Source organism: Curtobacterium sp. YC1 (genome assembly GCF_016267665.1).
Classification (GTDB): domain Bacteria; phylum Actinomycetota; class Actinomycetes; order Actinomycetales; family Microbacteriaceae; genus Curtobacterium.
In genome coordinates this window covers 820,645-838,501 of record NZ_CP066341.1, presented here as the reverse complement: position 1 = coordinate 838,501, position 17,857 = coordinate 820,645, and the positions used below count along the sequence as shown (strand labels likewise).

Annotated in this window: 14 protein-coding genes; 6 read left to right on the top strand and 8 right to left on the bottom strand. The window is 69.1% G+C overall.

Translation table 11 applies throughout. The features are described 5' to 3' along the window. Positions 1-76 precede the first annotated feature (76 nt). Both I8920_RS04115 and typA read right to left on the bottom strand, forming a co-directional pair. Complete coding sequence (locus tag I8920_RS04115; RefSeq protein ID WP_198657910.1) at positions 77-1,270, bottom strand: amidohydrolase; 1,194 nt, start codon at positions 1,268-1,270, stop codon at positions 77-79. A 100-nt stretch (positions 1,271-1,370) separates the two neighbouring features. Continuing rightward, positions 1,371-3,293: a translational GTPase TypA gene (gene typA / locus I8920_RS04110; protein ID WP_198657909.1), complete on the bottom strand. Its 1,923-nt coding sequence runs from the start codon at positions 3,291-3,293 to the stop codon at positions 1,371-1,373. A gap of 121 nt (positions 3,294-3,414) precedes the next feature. Between typA and I8920_RS04105 the strand changes: the two genes are divergently transcribed. The 3 genes from I8920_RS04105 (at position 3,415) to I8920_RS04095 (ending at position 5,476) form a co-directional block, all read left to right on the top strand. Then, complete coding sequence (locus I8920_RS04105; protein ID WP_198657908.1) at positions 3,415-4,164, top strand: CPBP family intramembrane glutamic endopeptidase; 750 nt, start codon at positions 3,415-3,417, stop codon at positions 4,162-4,164. A gap of 86 nt (positions 4,165-4,250) precedes the next feature. Continuing rightward, the gene (locus I8920_RS04100) at positions 4,251-4,730 is read left to right on the top strand and encodes a peroxiredoxin (protein WP_198657907.1); all 480 of its coding nucleotides are present in this window, start codon (positions 4,251-4,253) and stop codon (positions 4,728-4,730) included. 194 nt (positions 4,731-4,924) lie between these two features. Continuing rightward, positions 4,925-5,476, top strand: coding sequence for a PH domain-containing protein (locus I8920_RS04095; RefSeq protein ID WP_198657906.1), 552 nt, complete (start codon positions 4,925-4,927; stop codon positions 5,474-5,476). A 95-nt stretch (positions 5,477-5,571) separates the two neighbouring features. Here the strand turns inward: I8920_RS04095 and I8920_RS04090 are convergent, their stop codons facing one another. Next, positions 5,572-7,290 carry an ABC transporter family substrate-binding protein gene (locus tag I8920_RS04090; protein WP_198657905.1) on the bottom strand — a complete coding sequence of 573 codons (1,719 nt, stop codon included), beginning with the start codon at positions 7,288-7,290 and terminating at the stop codon, positions 5,572-5,574. A 257-nt stretch (positions 7,291-7,547) separates the two neighbouring features. Here I8920_RS04090 and I8920_RS04085 point away from each other — a divergent pair, with 257 nt between their 5' ends. The 3 genes from I8920_RS04085 to I8920_RS04075 are packed head-to-tail and all read left to right on the top strand — an operon-like array spanning position 7,548 to position 11,607. After that, entirely contained in the window at positions 7,548-8,528 is a 981-nt protein-coding gene (locus tag I8920_RS04085; RefSeq protein WP_198657904.1) for an ABC transporter permease, read from the top strand. 3 nt (positions 8,529-8,531) lie between these two features. Then, positions 8,532-9,470 (top strand): ABC transporter permease, encoded by a 939-nt coding sequence (locus I8920_RS04080; protein WP_198657903.1) that lies wholly within the window; start codon positions 8,532-8,534, stop codon positions 9,468-9,470. After that, complete coding sequence (locus I8920_RS04075) at positions 9,463-11,607, top strand: dipeptide ABC transporter ATP-binding protein (RefSeq protein ID WP_198657902.1); 2,145 nt, start codon at positions 9,463-9,465, stop codon at positions 11,605-11,607. Before I8920_RS04080 ends, I8920_RS04075 begins: the two co-directional genes overlap by 8 nt. A gap of 165 nt (positions 11,608-11,772) precedes the next feature. Here I8920_RS04075 and I8920_RS04070 read toward each other — a convergent pair whose 3' ends face one another. From I8920_RS04070 to I8920_RS04050, 5 genes are all read right to left on the bottom strand, one after another. After that, positions 11,773-12,279, bottom strand: a complete 507-nt coding sequence (locus tag I8920_RS04070) for a PH domain-containing protein (RefSeq protein WP_198657901.1) — start codon at positions 12,277-12,279, stop codon at positions 11,773-11,775. A gap of 62 nt (positions 12,280-12,341) precedes the next feature. After that, the gene (locus I8920_RS04065) at positions 12,342-14,084 is read right to left on the bottom strand and encodes a dipeptide ABC transporter ATP-binding protein (protein WP_198657900.1); all 1,743 of its coding nucleotides are present in this window, start codon (positions 14,082-14,084) and stop codon (positions 12,342-12,344) included. Continuing rightward, positions 14,081-15,031 (bottom strand): ABC transporter permease, encoded by a 951-nt coding sequence (locus tag I8920_RS04060; RefSeq protein ID WP_198657899.1) that lies wholly within the window; start codon positions 15,029-15,031, stop codon positions 14,081-14,083. Before I8920_RS04060 ends, I8920_RS04065 begins: the two co-directional genes overlap by 4 nt. Next, a complete protein-coding gene (locus I8920_RS04055; RefSeq protein ID WP_198657898.1) occupies positions 15,021-15,950 on the bottom strand; it encodes an ABC transporter permease in 930 nt (309 codons plus the stop codon). The genes I8920_RS04060 and I8920_RS04055 overlap by 11 nt, the downstream gene beginning before the upstream one ends. Before the next feature lie 224 nt (positions 15,951-16,174). Beyond that, positions 16,175-17,797 (bottom strand): peptide ABC transporter substrate-binding protein, encoded by a 1,623-nt coding sequence (locus I8920_RS04050; protein ID WP_198657897.1) that lies wholly within the window; start codon positions 17,795-17,797, stop codon positions 16,175-16,177. Positions 17,798-17,857: the final 60 nt, after the last annotated feature.

The following is a 17,857-nucleotide window of genomic DNA, read 5'->3' as shown; positions in this document are numbered from 1 at the left end:
CCGCCCCGGGCCTCCCCACCGGCACGGCCGCCGCGCCGCGGGCGCGTCGCGACGGAACCGGCGGCGTGGGCCCCCGTCAGGCGACGTAGGCGCGCGTCGCGGCGACCAGCGCGTCGACGCCGACCGGGATCGCCGTCTCGGCCTGCGGCGCGTAGAACGGCGAGTGGTTGCTCGGGATCTCCTCGCCGCGGCGGAAGCGCTCCGGGTCGGTGATGCCGGTGAACCAGTAGACGAGCGGGGCGCCGGCGGCGGTGGCGAGCTGGCCGACGTCCTCCGACGCCATGGCCAGCCCGATCTCCAGGTCGCGGGCCCCCGGCACGTCGGTGCGGATGGCGTCGAGCACCGTCGCGGCCGCCTCGGCGTCGTTCACGGTGACCTCGGCGCCCGGCGCGCGGACGATCGTCGGCTCCGCCAACCCGCCGGCGGTGCTCTCGGCACGGACGATGCGCTCGATCGAGGCGATGATGCGCTGCCGGGTCTCCTCGTTGCGGGCCCGGGTCGAGATCTCGATGACCGCGGTGTCCGGGATGATGTTCGCGCGCGTGCCGGCGTGGAAGCTGCCCACCGTCACGACCCCGGCGTCGCTCGGCGAGACCTCGCGGGCGACGACGGTCTGCAGCCGCACGACGGCCGACGCCGCGGTGACGATCGGGTCGAGGGACGCCTGCGGGGCGGAACCGTGCGCGCCACGGCCGTTGAAGGTCACGGTCAACCGGTCGCTCGACGCCATCACGGGGCCGGTGCCCACGGCGACGATGCCGACCGGGGCCGGTGCGGAGTGCTGGCCGAGCACGACATCCGGCTTCGGGAACCGCTCGACCAGGCCGTCCTCGACCATGGCGCGCGCGCCGGAGATGACCTCCTCGGCGGGCTGGAAGACGGCGACGACCGTGCCGTGCCAGTCCCCCGTGGTCGCGACGAGGCGCTCCAGCGTGCCGAGCAACCACGTCACGTGGATGTCGTGCCCGCAGGCGTGCATCGTCGGCACGTCCTTGCCCTCGTCGTCGGTGCCGGTGTGCTCGCTGGCGTACGACAGGCCGGTGCGCTCCTGCACCGGCAGGCCGTCCATGTCGGCGCGGAGCCAGACCACGGGGCCCTCGCCGTTCGACACGACACCGACGACGCCGGTGCCGCCGACGCCCGTCGTCACCTCGATCCCACCGATCTCGGCGAGCTTCGCAGCGATGACACCGGCGGTGCGGTGCTCCTGGAAGCCGAGCTCCGGGTGGGCGTGCAGGTCCTGGTAGATCGAGAGCAGGTCGAGAGTCACGCAGACCACGGTACAACCGACGACGGCCCGGCCACCTGCTGCAGGTGACCGGGCCGTCGGACGGAGGACGGGCCTCCGCGGGTGTCGCGTGTGCTGGTGCCTACGCGTCCTGGCGCTTGAGGCGGGCGTAGGCGCGCTGGCGGGCCTGCGCGTCGAGCTCGACCTTGCGGATGCGGACGGCGTCGGGGGTGACCTCGACGCACTCGTCCTCGCGCGCGAACTCCAGGCACTCCTCGAGGGAGAGCTGGCGCGACGGCGTCATCGACTCGAAGGAGTCGGCGTTCGCCGAACGCATGTTCGTGAGCTTCTTCTCCTTGGTGATGTTGACGTCCATGTCGTCGGCGCGCGAGTTCTCGCCGATGACCATGCCCTCGTAGACCTCTTCGGTGGGGTTGACGAAGAACGTCATCCGCTCCTGCAGGTTCGTGATGGCGAACGGCGTGACCACACCGGAGCGGTCGGAGACGATCGAACCGTTGATGCGGGTCTGGATCGGGCCGGCCCACTCGTCGTAGCCGTGCGAGATCGCGTTCGCGATGCCGGTGCCGCGGGTCTCGGTGAGGAACGCGGTGCGGAAGCCGATGAGGCCTCGCGACGGCACGATGAACTCCATGCGGATCCACCCGGTGCCGTGGTTCGTCATGTTCTCCATGCGACCCTTGCGCGCGGCCATGAGCTGCGTGATCGCGCCGAGGTGCTCCTCCGGCGTGTCGATCGTCATGTGCTCGTACGGCTCCTGCAGCTTGCCGTTCTCGTCACGCTTCGTGACGACCTGCGGCTTGCCGACGGTGAGCTCGAAGCCCTCGCGACGCATCTGCTCGACCAGGATGGCGAGCGCGAGCTCACCACGACCCTGGACCTCCCAGGCGTCCGGACGACCGATGTCCAGGATCTTGAGCGAGACGTTGCCGATGAGCTCGCGGTCCAGGCGCTCCTTGACCATGCGGGCGGTCAGCTTGTGTCCCTTGACCTTGCCGACGAGCGGGCTGGTGTTCGTGCCGATCGTCATCGAGATCGCCGGGTCGTCGACCGTGATGGTCGGCAGCGGACGGACGTCCTCGGGGTCGCTCAGGGTCTCACCGATGGTGATGGTGTCGAAACCGGCGACGGCCACGATGTCACCGGGGCCGGCGGACTCGGCCGGGTAGCGCTCGAGCGCCTTGGTGATGAGGAGCTCGGTGATGCGGGCGTTCGCGACGGTGCCGTCGTGCTTGACCCAGGCGACCGTCTGGCCCTTCTTCATGGTGCCGTGGAAGATGCGGAGCAGCGCGAGGCGGCCGAGGAACGGCGAGGCGTCGAGGTTGGTGACGTGCGCCTGCAGCGGGTGCTCGTCGTCGTACTTCGGGGCCGGGACGTGCTGCAGGATCGCCTCGAACAGCGGCTCGAGGTCGTCGTTGTCGGGCAGCGAGCCGTCGGCCGGCTTGTTGCGGCTCGCGGCACCGGCACGGCCCGATGCGTAGACCACCGGGACGTCGAGGATCGCGTCGAGGTCCAGGTCGTCGACCTCGTCCGACAGGTCGGAGGCCAGGCCGAGCAGCAGGTCCTGCGACTCGGAGACGACCTCGTCGATGCGGGAGTCGGGGCGGTCCGTCTTGTTGACGAGCAGGATCACCGGGAGCTTGGCGGCGAGCGCCTTGCGGAGCACGAAGCGGGTCTGGGGCAGCGGGCCCTCGGACGCGTCGACGAGCAGGACGACACCGTCGACCATGGAGAGGCCGCGCTCGACCTCACCACCGAAGTCGGCGTGACCCGGGGTGTCGATCACGTTGATCGTGATCGGGCCGTCCGAGCCGAACTCCGTCGCGTGCTTGCCGTTGTAGAGCACCGACGTGTTCTTCGCGAGGATCGTGATGCCCTTCTCGCGCTCGAGGTCGTTCGAGTCCATCATGCGGTCTTCGCCCTCGAAGTGGGCGTCGAACGAGTTGGTCTGCGTGAGCATCGCGTCGACGAGGGTGGTCTTGCCGTGGTCGACGTGTGCCACGATGGCGACGTTGCGCAGGTCGGACCGGGTGGCGAGCGCCATACAGGACATCCTTCAGGTTCTGGGAGAGTGTCGGGCCAGCGACATGACTGCACCGCACCCGTGGGCGGAACGCCCGACACGCCAGTCTACCGGTAGTTCGCAACCGACAGGAGTACAGCCCATGAGCCGACGGCGAACGTGGAGCGAGATCACGATCGTCCTGCTCCTGTCGCTCGGTGCCAGTGCCCTGTACTCGATCCTGCAGATCATCGACGACCTGGCGCAGCCGACCCCGCTCGGCGAGCAGTCCACGGCGTTGAACACCTCGTCGACGACGGTGGAGTACGTCGACCTGGCGCGGCAGCTGCTCGGCATCGCGGTCGACCTGGCGCCGGTGGCGCTCGTCTGCTTCCTGCTGTGGAGCACGAGCCGCCCGCACCTCGGACGGCTCGGCATCGACCGGTTCCGGGCCCGGCCCGACCTGGGCGGCGCCGCGCTCATCGCGCTCGCCATCGGGGTCCCCGGGCTCGGCCTGTACTTCGCCGGCCGCGCCCTCGGCATCACGGTGGCCGTCGACCCGGCCGCGCTCGAGCCGGCGTGGTGGACGATCCCGGTGCTGCTGCTCTCGGCGGTCCGGTCCGGCCTGCAAGAAGAGGTCATCGTCGTCGGCTACCTGTACGCGCGGCTCGGCGACCTCGGCTGGGGACGGTGGCAGGTCATCGTGTCCACGGCGCTGCTGCGCGGGAGCTACCACCTGTACCAGGGCTTCGGCGCCTTCGTCGGGAACGCCGTCATGGGCATCGTGTTCGGGTGGATCTACACGCGGTGGGGACGACTGCTCCCCCTCGTGATCGCGCACTGCCTGCTCGACGCCACGGTGTTCGTCGGCTACCCCTGGGTCGCGAACGCGTTCCCCCGGCTGTTCGCGTAGCCACCCAGCGCACCCGTGGTCGATCCACAGGCCGTGTCCAGCGCGCCGATGGGCAACCACCGATCCCTCGCCCTACCGTGAGACCCATGAGCATCCCCGCGGTCGGCGAGCACGCACCGTCGTTCACCCTGCCCGGGATGATCGTGCGTGCCGGGGTCCGCACCGACGACGAGTACGACCTGTCCGCCCAGGTCGGCCGTCCCGTCGTCCTCGCCTTCTACCCCGGCGACGCCACCGCGGTCTGCACGGCCCAGCTCTGCAGCTACCAGGCCGAGCTCGACGAGTTCACCGACCTCGGGGCGACCGTCTGGGGCATCAGCCCGCAGGCCCTCGACTCGCACGAGGCGTTCGCTCGCGACGCGTCGCTCGCCTTCCCCCTGCTGAGTGACACCGCCGCCTCGGTCGTCCGTGCGTACGGCGTGCAGGCGCCGGGCATCGGCCTGCGCCGCTCCGTGTTCGTGATCGGTCCGGACGGCGTGCTGCGCTGGCGGCACATCGGCCTGGTCGGACTGCGGTTCCCGAAGGCCGAGACCATCCGCGAACAGATCGACCTGCTCGTCTCCTAGCCCACGGGCTGAGGGTTCGCCGAACAGCCGCGACGGGGGTGTTGACACCCGAAGTGGGGGCGACGACCATGGTCGGCACGAGCGATCCGTCACGGATCAGCCTTCCCGGAGAATCGGGTCGTCCGAGGGTACGCGCCGGTGTGTCACACCCGCTCCCCGGGCGTCTCCGGGGAGGCATCTCGTACCCTCGTCCGGTGCACACCACCATCGTCGCCCCGGGCCTGCGCCGTCTCGCCCTCGTCCTCTGGGTCGTGGCCGTCGTGCTCGTCCCGCTCGCCCTGGTGGGCGGCGGCTCCCCCTGGCTCGCGATCGTCCCGAGCCTGACCGTGGCGTTCGTCGGGTGGGCGGCGCTGTGGCGGCCCCGCATCGAGCTGACCCCGGAGCACCTGCGCATCGTGGACGTCCGCCGGACGAGCACCTACACGTGGTCCCGGATCACCGAGGTGCGCACGAAGTACGGCATCGAGGTGGTCACCAGCGAGGGCGTCCGCCGTGTCTGGATCGCGACCCGCCCGACCGCGCGCCTCGTCGCGCGCTCCGGTGACCAGCCGGGAGGCCCGGATCACCTCGACGTCGAGGCTGCGGCCGCGCGCGTGCTCGCCCACGTGCCCGCCGCGGCCGTGCAGGAGGGCCCGCCCCCGGCGACCGTCGTCGCCGCACCGATCACGCACCGCACCCACGGGTGGACGATCCTGGCGATGGTCGTGCTCGGCGTCGCGGCGTCGTTGGCGTCTGCGCGGTTGTGACCGGCGCTCCGGGCAGGGCGGGTGCGGACGCAGAACGACACCCCCGACGTCGTGCGACGTCGAGGGTGTCGTTCCGGGTCGGTGCGACCGCGTGACTACTTCGTGTAGCCCACGTCCTGCCACTTGACCGAGGACTGCTGGAACTGCGCCGGGCCGTAGTTCACCAGGTCCTTGCGCACACCCCAGGCGTACGGCTCGGCGAACAGCGGGATCGTGCCGGCGACGGCGACGATCTTCTTGTCGATCTCCTGCGCGTCCTTGATGCGGGCGTCGGCGTCGAGCTCGCCGTTGGCCGTGTCCCAGGCCTCGCCGAGGGAGTCGTCCGTCACACCGGCGTAGTTCTGACCGGCGTCGGCGGGGTAGAAGATCGACTTGAGCGACGAGATCGGGAACGGCGTGCCCTGCCACGCGAAGTACGTGGCGTCGAAGTCACGCGTCTCGGTGGTGATGTACTTCGTGAAGAAGTCGTCGGTGGGCACGGTGTCGATCGTCACCTTGAAGCCGGCCTGCTTCGTCTGCTGCTGGACGAGCTGCGCGATGTTCGCCGAGTTCGGGTTGTCCGACGGGATCACGAAGCGGACCTCGAGCGGCTTGCCGCCCTTGGTGGCGTAGCCGTCCGAGCCGATCTCGTACCCGGCGTCCTCGAGCTTGCCCTTCGCCTTCTCGACGTCGTAGCCGTAGACGCTCGACGCGTCGTCCGTGTAGCCCTCCTGGCCCGGCAGGTACACCAGGTTGTTCAGGACGTCACCGGGGCTCTTCACCGGCGACAGGATCGCCTGGGCGAGGACCTTGCGGTTGATGGCCTGTGCGAAGGCCTGGCGGACGTCCTGGTCCTTGAAGACCTCGGACGTGCCGTTCAGGGTGACGTGACGCCAGGTGGTGCCGAGCGAGCGCTCGATCTTGGAGTCCGACCGCGAGTTCGCCGTCTTGAAGTTGTCGGCGCTGCCGTTCAGGTTGAAGGCGTCGAGCTCCTTGTTGGCGTACGCCTGGGCGACACCGTCACGGGACACCGTCTTGAAGACGATCGTGTCGAGCTTGCCCTCGTCGCCCCACCACTTCGGGTTCTTCTCGAAGGTCACGACGCCGCCGTTGGCGTCGAAGGACTTCAGGATGTACGGACCACCGGAGACGTACGTCTTGCCGTCGGCCGCGTACGGGCCCTTGGCCCACGCCGTGTTGAAGTGGTCCGGGGTGTCGACGGCCCAGTACGGGTAGATCGCCGTGAAGACCGACGCCCAGTCGGCGTTGGTCTTCGAGAACGTCATGATGACGTCACGCTCGTCGGAACCCTGCTTGACCGAGTCCACGTCCTCCCACACGTTGGTGGCGAGAGGCGCGAAGTCCTTGTTCGAGCCGTTCAGCGCCTTCCAGTTCGCGATGACGTCCTTCGCGCTGATCGGGGTGCCGTCCGACCACACGGCCTTCGGGTTGATCTTGATCTCGACGGTCTGGGGCGAGTCCTTCGTCAGCTCGATCGAGTCGACGAAGTCCTTGTTCGCCTCCCACTCGCCGTTCTCCTTGAACTGGATGAAGCTCGGCAGGTAGGTGCCGGAGATCGTGTTGTCGTCGACCGTCCCCGAGTCCAGGTTCTGCAGCTGCCAATTGGCCGGAGCCGTGTCGATCGGCAGGGTGATCGATCCGCCGTCGGTGACGTCGGCGCGGTCTGCGACGGTCCAGCCGGTCGACTTCAGCGACGACTCGGCCACCGCGGAGCTGCTGTTGCCCGCCTGCCCGCCGCCGGAGCAGCCCGCCAGCACGACGGCTGCGGCCGCGGCAGTGGCCAGGACGGCGATGCCCTTGATCCTCTTTCGCATGACGAGGATTCCCTTTCGTTGTGGTTCGCGCCGGAGCGCTGGACCGCGCACGGCCCCCGCCGTCGCGTCTGTTGGTTGAGAACCATAGCCACATCCAGGGGCAGCACAAGAGGTCGTGTCGGGAATCGAAACACGCTCGTAACGAATGTTGCATAACGTCACTTCCCACGTCCCACCCCGCCGCCGCGAGCGGCTAACCTGTCGCCACCGACAACGCTGTCCGGACGGATGGCCGTACCCCAGAGGTCACGAAGTACATGCTCGCCTTCATCGCAAAGCGGATCGTCAACTACGTCGTCCTGACGATCGTGGCGACCACGCTCGGCTACATCCTCGCCAGCAGCACGCTCAACCCGGCCGCCCGCTTCCTCGGTCGCAACCCCGCCGTTCCGCAGGGCACGATCGACGCGTCGCTCCGCAAGCTCGGTGCCGATCCGGACACCCCGCTCCTCGTCCGCACCTGGGACTGGTGGGTCGGCCTGGTGACGCACGGCTCGCTCGGCATGAGCACCCGCGGCACCGAGGTGACGGCCGACATCATCGCCCGGTCCGGCACGAGCCTGCGGCTGCTCGTCATCGGCACGTTGCTCGGCGCGGTCCTCGGTGTGCTGCTCGGTGTCTGGAACGCGGTCCGGCAGTACCGCACCTCGGACCAGGTGTCGACGTACCTGTCGTTCGCGGTGCTCGCCACCCCGACCTTCGTCATCGCGGTGATCCTGATGATCCTCGCGACGATGCTGAACCAGGGCGTCGGGACGCAGGCGATCCGCTTCACGGGTGAGTACACCCCGGGGGTGAGCGGGTTCTTCCCGGTGCTCGGCGACCGGCTCGTGCACCTGTTGTTACCCACGATCTCGCTGACCATCGGTGCCGTCGCGACCTACTCGCGGTACCAGCGCTCGGCGATGCTCGACGTGCTGTCGAACGACTTCATCCGCACCGCGCGGTCGAAGGGACGGACCCGCGGTGCGGCGATCATGCGCCACGGCGTGCGGGTCGCGCTCATCCCGATGTCGACGTTCTTCGCGTACTCGTTCGGGTTGATCCTGACCGGCGCGAGCATCACCGAGCTGGTCTTCAGCTGGCACGGCATGGGTGAGTACTTCGTCCAGAGCATCAGCAACAACGACATCAACGCGGCATCGGGCACGATCCTCTTCACGGCGATCCTCGTGCTCATCGCAGGCACCCTCGCGGACCTGCTCTACGCCGCGCTCGACCCGCGAGTGAGGGTGTGACCCGTGTCTGTTCTCGACCCCACGACCACGACCACCGCCGGTGACCCCGGTGACGGCGACGCCGGCGTCCCCGCACACGTCATCGAGGCGAAGGGCGGCCGCACCCCGCTGTGGCGCAAGGTGTTCCGCACCTGGCGCGCGCGCATCGGCGGTGGCGCCCTGCTGCTCATCATCGTCTGGGCGTTCGTCGGCCCGTCCCTGTACCACTGGAACGCCGTCGACTCCGACGGGCTGGCGTTCGGCATGCCGCCGAGCGCCGCGCACTGGTTCGGCACGAACGACATCGGCCAGGACATCTACGCCCAGACCCTGGTCGGGCTGCAGAAGTCGCTGCTCATCGGGCTCATCGCTGGCCCGGCCGCCACGCTCATCGCCGGGATCGTCGGTGCGATCGCGGGCTACTTCGGCGGCACCACGGACCGCCTGCTCGTGTGGGTCATCGACCTGCTGCTCGTGATCCCGTCGTTCTACGCACTCGTGCTCCTCAGCCCCGTGTTCAAGGACCTGACCTGGGTCGCGCTCATCGTCGGCCTCGCGGTGTTCAGCTGGATGGTGATGGCCCGCGTGATCCGCGGCCAGACGATGTCCCTGCGCGAGCGCGACTACGTCAAGGCCGCCCGGTTCATGGGGGTCCCGTCGTTCACGATCATCCGGCGGCACATCCTGCCGAACGTGGCGTCGCTGCTCATCATCGACGCGACGCTCGGCGTCGGCGCCGCCATCCTGGCGGAGAGCTCGCTGAGCTTCTTCGGCTTCGGCATCCAGGTGCCGGACGTCTCCCTCGGCACGCTCCTCGCCGCGGGCAGCCAGTCCGCCGTCACCCGCCCGTGGCTCTTCGTCCTGCCGGCCGCGACCCTCGTCGCGACCGTGCTCTCGACGAGCCTCCTCGGCGACGCCCTGCGCGACGCCATCGACCCCACCTCCGGAGCCAACCGTGACTGAGCCGCTGCTGACCGTCTCCGACCTCTCGGTCACGTTCAACCCGAAGTCCAAGCCCGTGTACGCCGTCCGCGGTGTCGACTACTCGGTGGCACCCGGCGAGTTCCTCGGCATCGTCGGCGAGTCCGGCTCCGGCAAGTCGGTGTCCTCCATGGCCGTGATGGGGCTGCTGCCGTCGTCGGCCCAGGTCACCGGGAGCATCCGGTTCGACGGTCAGGAGCTGCTGGGCCAGAACGACCGCGAACTGTCACGCCTGCGCGGACGGGACATCGCCATGGTGTTCCAGGACCCGCTGTCGGCCCTGACGCCCGTGTACACCATCGGGCAGCAGATCATCGAGGGTCTCCGCCTGCACGACCGCGCCCTGACGCAGCAGGCGGCCCGCGTCCGCGCCGAGGAACTGCTGCGCGTGGTCGGCATCCCGAACCCGGCCCGACGGCTCGACGCGTTCCCGCACGAGTTCTCGGGCGGCATGCGGCAACGCGCGATGATCGCGATCGCCATCGCGAACGACCCGAAGCTCATCATCGCCGACGAGCCGACCACGGCCCTCGACGTCACGATCCAGGCGCAGATCCTCGACGTGCTGCAGACCGCGAAGGACATGACCGGCGCCGCCGTCGTCCTCATCACGCACGACCTCGGCGTCGTCGCCGGCAACGCCGACCGCGTCGCCGTGATGTACGCCGGTCGCATCGTCGAGACGGCACCGGTCGAGCCGCTCTTCCGCGAACCGGTGATGCCGTACACGATCGGGCTGCTCCGGTCGATGCCGAACATGACCGCCGCGCGGACCGAACGGCTGGTGCCCCTGGACGGCCGCCCGCCCCTGCTCACCCAGAAGCCGACCGGCTGCCCCTTCGCTGACCGCTGCCCGGCCGTCATCGACGCCTGCCGCGACGGCGAACCCGCCCTCGTCGCGCCAACCGTGCCGCCGAGCGCCGACAACCCCGTGCTCACCGGCGCGACGCCGACGATCACGAACGGCCTCCCCGACGACGAGCACACCGCGGCCTGCATCCGTCGTGACGAGATCGCGGCCGGCACCCTCGCCCGGTCCGAGATCTTCCCCCGCCCCGACGACGTCCCCGAGGCGGTCGTCGACCACGGCGACGACGTGGTGCTCGAACTCGACGACGTGGTGAAGACGTTCCCGCTCACCAAGGGCGCGCTGTTCCGTCGGCAGATCGGCGAGGTGCACGCCGTCGACGGCATCTCCCTGACGCTCAAGCGCGGACAGGTGCTCGGTCTGGTGGGCGAGTCCGGCTGCGGCAAGACCACGACGATCATGGAGATCCTCGAGCTCGCCGGCGCCCAGCACGGCACCATCCGGGTGAACGGCGTCGACACCGCCGCACTGTCGAAGCGCGACCGGCTCGCGCTCCGCAAGGACATCCAGGTCGTCTTCCAGGACCCGATGGCCTCGATCGACCCGCGGCTCGACATCGGCTCGGTGATCGGCGAACCCCTCACCGTGCACGGGGTCCCGAAGGACGAGATCCGCCGCCGGGTGCGGGAGTCGCTCGAACTCGTCGGCCTCGAGCCGAGCTACATCGACCGCTACCCCCACGAGTTCTCCGGCGGCCAGCGGCAGCGCATCGGCATCGCGCGGGCGCTCATCGTCGAGCCGAAGATCCTCGTGCTCGACGAGCCGGTGTCGGCGCTCGACGTCTCCGTGCAGGCGGGCGTCATCAACCTGCTCGAGGACCTGAAGCACCGACTGGGGCTGTCCTACCTCTTCGTCGCCCACGACCTGTCCGTCGTCCGGCACATCGCCGACGACGTCGCGGTCATGTACCTCGGACGGATCGTGGAGTACGGCGACGGCGACGCGGTGTTCTCGGACCCGCAGCACCCGTACACGCGTGCGCTGCTGTCGGCGGTGCCGGTCCCCGACCCGTCGGCCGAGGCCGCGCGCGGCCGGATCCTGCTGCAGGGCGACCTGCCCTCCCCCACCGAGCGCATCGAGGGCTGCCGCTTCCGGACGCGCTGCCCGCTGTACCAGCTCCTCGACGAGGGGCGGCAGGAGCAGTGCCGCACGATCGACCCCCGGCTCGAGCCGGTGCACGGTCGCGGGGTCGCCTGCATCCAGACGGACCAGGAGCACCTGCTCACCGAACGCGTCGGCGCGGTCGTCTGACGACGCTGGTCACGCCGTGGACGTGACCAGCAGACGGACGGGAGGCCCGGCGCGCGTCGTGCGCCGTCCCTCCCGGCACGGCCGTCACCCCGCTGGCGCGGCGCGCCGGTACCGGCGGGATGGGCCCACCTCCCGTCCGTCGTGTGGTCGCGATCGCGAGCCGCGTCAGGCTCCCAGCCACAGGCTGAGCAGCGAGACGGCGAGGAGCGCCAGCGCGCCGGCGCCGACCAGCACCGCCGGTCGGTCCCAGCCGCGGACGACGTCGCCGCCGGTCGCGTCGTCGCGGCGCTCGGACCACCGGTCGAGCAGCACGACCATCTCGTCGGGCTGCCGCAGCACGGCCCGCTCACCGCGTCGGGCCGGCTTCGGCCGGGGCAGCGACGGGCCGCCCCAGCACTGCACGGTCCGGCCACCGACGGTCTCGACCACGATCTGCCAGCGCAACCGGACGTCGGCGACGGCGTGCCAGGGCACGACGGTGCGACGGAGCGGGTTGACGACGGTCACCGCATGGTCGTCGAGCCGGATGCACGGGCGGTACGTGAGGACCCAGAGCCCCCAGACCAGCACCGCGACCGGGCCGACGGCACGGAGCACGACGTCCCAGCTGCCCCGGACGGCCGCGTCGCCGAGCAGGAAGACGCCCAGGACGGCGACGAGGCCGGCCGCCACCGCACCCCCGCGACCAGCGCGGAGGACGACGGGACGACCGGCCTCGTTCGTGTCCAGGTGGATCAGCGTCCGAACTCGAACCCGGCGCCGGGGATGGCGGCCAGGAGGTCCTTCGTGTACTGCTCCTTCGGGTCGGCGAAGACCTCGTCGGTCGTCGCCTTCTCGACGATCTGCCCACGACGCATGACGCACACGTTGTCCGCGACGAGGCGGACCACCGCGAGGTCGTGCGTGATGAACAGGTACGTCAGGCCGAGCTCGGTCTGCAGCTCGGTGAGCAGGTCGAGGATCTGCCCCTGCACGAGCACGTCGAGCGCGGAGACGGCCTCGTCGAGGACGATGACCTCCGGCTTGAGCGCGAGCGCGCGGGCGACGGCGATGCGCTGCCGCTGCCCGCCGGACAGCTCGTTCGGGTACCGGTTCACCATCGACTTCGGCAGCGCGACCTGGTCGAGCAGCTCGAGCACCCGGGCGCGACGGGAAGCCTTGTCGCCCACCTTGTGCGTGGCGAGCGGCTCGGCGATCGTGTTCCCGACGTTGTACATCGGGTCCAGGGAGCCGTACGGGTCCTGGAACACCGGCTGCACGCGGCGGCGGAAGTCGAAGAGGTCCTTGCCCTTCAGCGCGCCGATGTCGATGCCGTCGAACTGCACGGAGCCGCTCGTGATGCTCTCGAGCTGCAGGACGAGCTTCGCGACGGTCGACTTGCCCGAACCGGACTCGCCGACGAGCGCCGTGGTGGTGCCCTTCTGGATCGAGAACGACACGTCGTCGACGGCCTTCAGCTCGCGCGTGGCGAGGTTCTTGCCGCGCAGCTTGTAGACCTTCTCGAGGTTCTTCACCACGATGAGGTCCTCGGCCGGGCGGTGCTCGCGCTCCTGGGCACGGGCGATCAGCTCGGCGTCGTCGTTGCCGGCGTCCGCGATGTCGACCCGCTCGTGCTGCACCTTCGACTGGATCCGACGGCTCGCCAGCGACGGCGCCGCCGCGACGAGGCGCTGCGTGTAGGGGTGCTGCGGGTTCGCCAGGATCTCCTTCGAGGGACCGGCCTCGACGACCTGGCCCTTGTACATCACGACGAGCTTCTCGGCGCGCTCGGCGGCGAGCCCGAGGTCGTGCGTGATGAACAGCACCGAAGTGCCGAAGTCGCGGGTCAGGGTCTCGAGGTGGTCGAGGATGACGCGCTGCACGGTCACGTCGAGCGCACTCGTCGGCTCGTCCGCGATGAGCAGCTGCGGGCGGCTCGACAGACCGATGCCGATGAGCACGCGCTGCCGCATGCCGCCGGAGAACTCGTGCGGGTACTGCTTGAGCCGGCTGGAGGCGTCGCCGAGGCCGGCTTCCTGCAGGACCTCGACGGCACGGTCACGGATGGCCTTCTTGCCGGTGGCCATGCCGTTCGCCCGGATGGCCTCCTCGACCTGGAAGCCGACCGACCACAGCGGGTTGAGGTTCGACATCGGGTCCTGGGGGACGTAGCCGATCTCCTTCCCGCGGATCTCCGACATCTCCTTGTCGTTCAGCCCGACGAGCTCGCGCCCGTTGAACTTGATCGACCCGCCGGTCACCTGTCCGGCGCCGGGCAGGAGCTTGATGATCGCCTGGGCGCTCGTCGACTTGCCCGAACCGGACTCACCGACGATGGCCAGGCGCTCACCCTGCTCCAGGGTCATGTTCACGCCGCGGACGGCCTGCACGAAGCCGCTCTGGGTCTTGAAGCCGACCTGCAGGTCCGTGATCTCGAGCAGCGGGGCGCCCTCGGATCCGGCGCGGCGGCTGGTGGGGTTGGTCAGCGTCTCGCTCATCGGCGGGCCCTCGCCTTCGGGTCGAGCGCGTCGCGCACCACGTCACCGAGGAGCAGGAACGCGAGCACGGTGATGGACAGCGCGGCCGACGGCCAGAAGATCGTCGACGGGTTGGTGCGGATCGACGTCTGCGCGGTGCCGATGTCGAGGCCCCAGCTGAGCGCCGACGGCGGCAGCCCGATCCCGAGGAACGACAGCGTCGCCTCGGCGACGATGAACGTGCCGAGCGACACGGTGGCGACGACGATGACCGGCGCCAGCGCGTTCGGGATGACGTGGCGGACCAGCGTCGTGAAGCGGCTGACGCCCAGGGCGGCGGACGCCATCACGTAGTCGGACTGCTTGGCGCTGAGGACCGCACCGCGCATGATGCGGGCGATCTGCGGCCACGCGAACGCGGCGAGCACGAGCGCGACGGTGATCGCGTTCCGGGCGGGGATCACCGACATGATCACGATCGCGCCGAGGATGGTCGGGATCGAGAAGAAGATGTCCGCGATGCGGGACACGATGGTGTCGAGCCAGCCGCCGTAGAAGCCGGCCAGCGCACCGATCACGATGCCGACGAGCGACACCAGGACCGTCGCCACGAGGCCCACGATGAGCGAGTTCTGGGCGCCCCAGATCACGCGTGCGTAGACGTCGTAGCCCTGGCGGGTGTAGCCGAGGGGGTGTCCGGCGCGCGGGCCCTCGTCGCTGAAGTCGAGGTTCGAGGCCCGCGGGTCGACGTGCGTGAAGAGCCCGGGGAAGATCGCGACGACGACGATCAGCAGGATGAGGACCGAGGAGACCCAGAACGTCGGACGACTCCGCATGGACTCCCACGCGTCGGTCCACAGGGAACGGGTCTTCTCGTCCACGTTGACCTGGTCGACCGCCTGGAGCGGCGTCTCCTCGATCGGCGCGACGTAGTGCGTCGCCGAACGGGATGCGGGGTTACTTGGCATAGCGGATCCTCGGGTCCAGGACGGCGTAGAGCAGGTCGACCAGGAGGTTGGCGAGCATGAAGATGATGACCATCACGGCGACGAACGACACGACCGTGGGGCCTTCGCCGAGCTTGACGGCACGGAAGACCGTGCCGCCGACGCCGTTGATGTTGAAGATGCCCTCGGTGACGACGGCACCGACCATCAGGTTGCCGATGTCGACACCCAGGTAGGTCACCACGGGGATGAGCGAGTTGCGGAAGATGTGCACCCCGACGACGCGACGGCGCGGCAGGCCCTTCGCCGTGGCGGTCCGCACGAAGTCGGCGTTCATGTTCTCGGCGACGCTCGCGCGGGTGAGCCGCACGATGTAGGCGAAGGACACCGATGCGAGCACGATCGCCGGCAGGACGAGTTCGCTCCAGGGCGCCTCACCCGAGACGGTCACGCGGAACAACCCGAGCTGGATGCCGAACACGTACTGCAGGACGAACCCGACCACGAAGGTCGGTACCGAGATGAGCAGCAGCGAGACGACGAGCGCGGTGGCGTCGAACAGCTTGCCCTTGCGCAGACCCGCGATGACGCCGACGACGATGCCGGCGACGGCCTCGAACACGAGCGCCAGGAGCGCCAGACGCGCGGTGATCGGGAAGGCCTGGGCGAGCTGCGAGCTGACCGGCTGACCCGAGTAGGTCAGGCCGAGGTCGCCGCGGAACACGCCGCCGATCCACAGCAGGTACTGCACGAGGAACGGCTTGTCGAGGTTGTACTGCTGCCGGAGCGTCTCGATGACCTGCGGCGAGGGCTGCCGGTCGCCGAAGAGCGCGGCGATCGGGTCGCCGGGCAGCGAGAAGACCATGAAGTAGATGAGGAACGTGGCCCCGAAGAAGACGGGGATGAGTTGCAGGAGGCGCTTGCCGAGGTACCAGAGCATCAGATCACTGCCCGGTCCGGAGCGATGTCGATCAGGTTCATTGTGGTGAGGGGTGGACGGTCCGAGGGTCGGCACGGATGTCCGGTGCGGGAGGGCGCCCGCGGTGTGGGGAGGGTGTTGCCGCCGCGGTACGGGGGTTCGGGGACCGAAGTGGTCCCCGAACCCCCGTCCGGTGGTCGCGGAGCAGGATACCTGCCCGCGGAGTGGTCTCTACGAGACCAGGGTCAGTTCTTGACCTCGATGTCGTAGTACAGCGGCACCGAGTTCCAGCCGAACTCGACGTTCGACACGTTGTCCGCGTTCCAGACGCCGGTCACGTTGGAGTACCAGAGCGGGATCTCGGGCAGGTCCTCGAACAGCAGCTCCTGGGCCTGGTCGAAGATCTTGTTGCCCTCTTCGACGGTCGCAGCCGAACGGCCCTCGGCGAGGAGGTCGTTGTACTCCTTGGAGTCGTAGCGCGAGTAGTTGTTCGACGAGCCCTCACCCATGGTCGGGCCGAGGAAGTTGTACAGCGACGGGTAGTCGGCCTGCCAACCGGTGCGGCTGCCGCCCGTGAGCTTGTCGTTCGTCTGCAGGTCCAGGGCTTCCTGGAACGTGGGGATCGCGTTGCCCTCGGCCTTGATGCCGAGCGTGTTCGAGATCGAGTTGGTGACCGCGGTCACCCAGGCCTCGTGGCCACCATCGGCGTTGTACGTGATGGTGAGGGTGTCGTCGTACTTCGAGATCTCGTCGGCCTCGGCCCAGAGCTTCTTGGCCTCGGACTCGTTGTACTCGAGCACGTCGGCGCCGTCGAGGTCGTCGCTCCAGCCGTCGATCACCGGGGAGGTGAAGTCCTTGGCCGGGGTGCGGGTGCCGTCGAAGATCTTGTCGGTGATCTGCTCGCGGTTGATCGCCATCGAGACCGCCTCGCGACGGAGCTTGCCCTCTTCACCCTTCCAGTGGTCGAGGTAGTAGGGCAGGTAGATGGCCTGGAAGATCGCGGCCGGCTGGTTGACGTTCGAGTCCGGGAAGTCGGACTTGTACGTCGCGAAGGCTGCGTCCGGCACGGCGTCGAGGACGTCGAGGTTGCCGCCCTGGGCGTCGGAGTACGCGGTGTCCTGCGAGGCGTAGAACGTGATCGTCAGACCACCGTTCTTCGGCTTGCGCTTGCCGACGTAGTCCTCGTTGGTGACGAGCTTGATGGACTGGTTGTGGGTCCAGGCGTCCGCACCGTCGAGCTTGTACGGGCCGTTGCCGATCGGGTTCTCGCCGAACGCCTTGGTGTCGTCGTAGAACGAAGAGGGCAGCGGCACGAAGGCCGAGTAGCCGAGCGACAGCGGGAAGTCGGACTGCGCCGACTTCAGCGTCACGGTGAACTCGTCGTCGTCGACGACCTTGAGGCCGGTCAGCTTCGAGTCCTTCTCGGCGTTGTAGCCCTCGATGTTCTCGAAGAAGTACGACGCGCCCTGCGCGTTCGACTTCTGCGCAGCCCAGTCCCACGCCTTCGTGAAGGACTCGGCGGTGACCTTCTCGCCGTCGGTGAAGGTGTAGTTCGTGTTGAGCGTGATGTCGAACGTCTTCGAGTCGTCGGTCTCGATGCTCTTCGCGACCTCGTTGACGGGCTTGCCGTCGGCGTCGTACGAGATGAGCCCTTCGAAGAGCGAGTCGATGATCTTGCCGCCACCGGTCTCGGTGGTGTTCGACGGGATCAGCGGGTTCTGCGGCTCGCTGCCGTTCGTGGTGACGATGCCGGACGCGTTGGACGAACCGGAGCCACCCCCACTGTTGTTGCTGGAGCAGGCGGTCAGGGCGAGTGCTGTGGCCCCGAGCACGGCGAGGGCTGCGAGCCCGGCGCGCTTCTTGATCAAGGTTCCTCCTGGTGCATGGGACGCACAGGGCACAGCGGTGTCGCCCTGCGCGTTTGACAT

Bases quoted from the DNA above. Each gene is read 5' to 3' on its own strand.
- I8920_RS04100 (WP_198657907.1), top strand. From the start codon at position 4,251: ATGAGCATCCCCGCGGTCGGCGAGCACGCACCGTCGTTCACCCTGCCC.
- I8920_RS04055 (WP_198657898.1), bottom strand. From the start codon at position 15,950: ATGCTCTGGTACCTCGGCAAGCGCCTCCTGCAACTCATCCCCGTCTTC.
- I8920_RS04085 (WP_198657904.1), top strand. From the start codon at position 7,548: ATGCTCGCCTTCATCGCAAAGCGGATCGTCAACTACGTCGTCCTGACG.
- I8920_RS04065 (WP_198657900.1), bottom strand. From the start codon at position 14,084: ATGAGCGAGACGCTGACCAACCCCACCAGCCGCCGCGCCGGATCCGAG.
- I8920_RS04090 (WP_198657905.1), bottom strand. From the start codon at position 7,290: ATGCGAAAGAGGATCAAGGGCATCGCCGTCCTGGCCACTGCCGCGGCC.
- I8920_RS04060 (WP_198657899.1), bottom strand. From the start codon at position 15,031: ATGCCAAGTAACCCCGCATCCCGTTCGGCGACGCACTACGTCGCGCCG.
- typA (WP_198657909.1), bottom strand. From the start codon at position 3,293: ATGGCGCTCGCCACCCGGTCCGACCTGCGCAACGTCGCCATCGTGGCA.
- I8920_RS04105 (WP_198657908.1), top strand. From the start codon at position 3,415: ATGAGCCGACGGCGAACGTGGAGCGAGATCACGATCGTCCTGCTCCTG.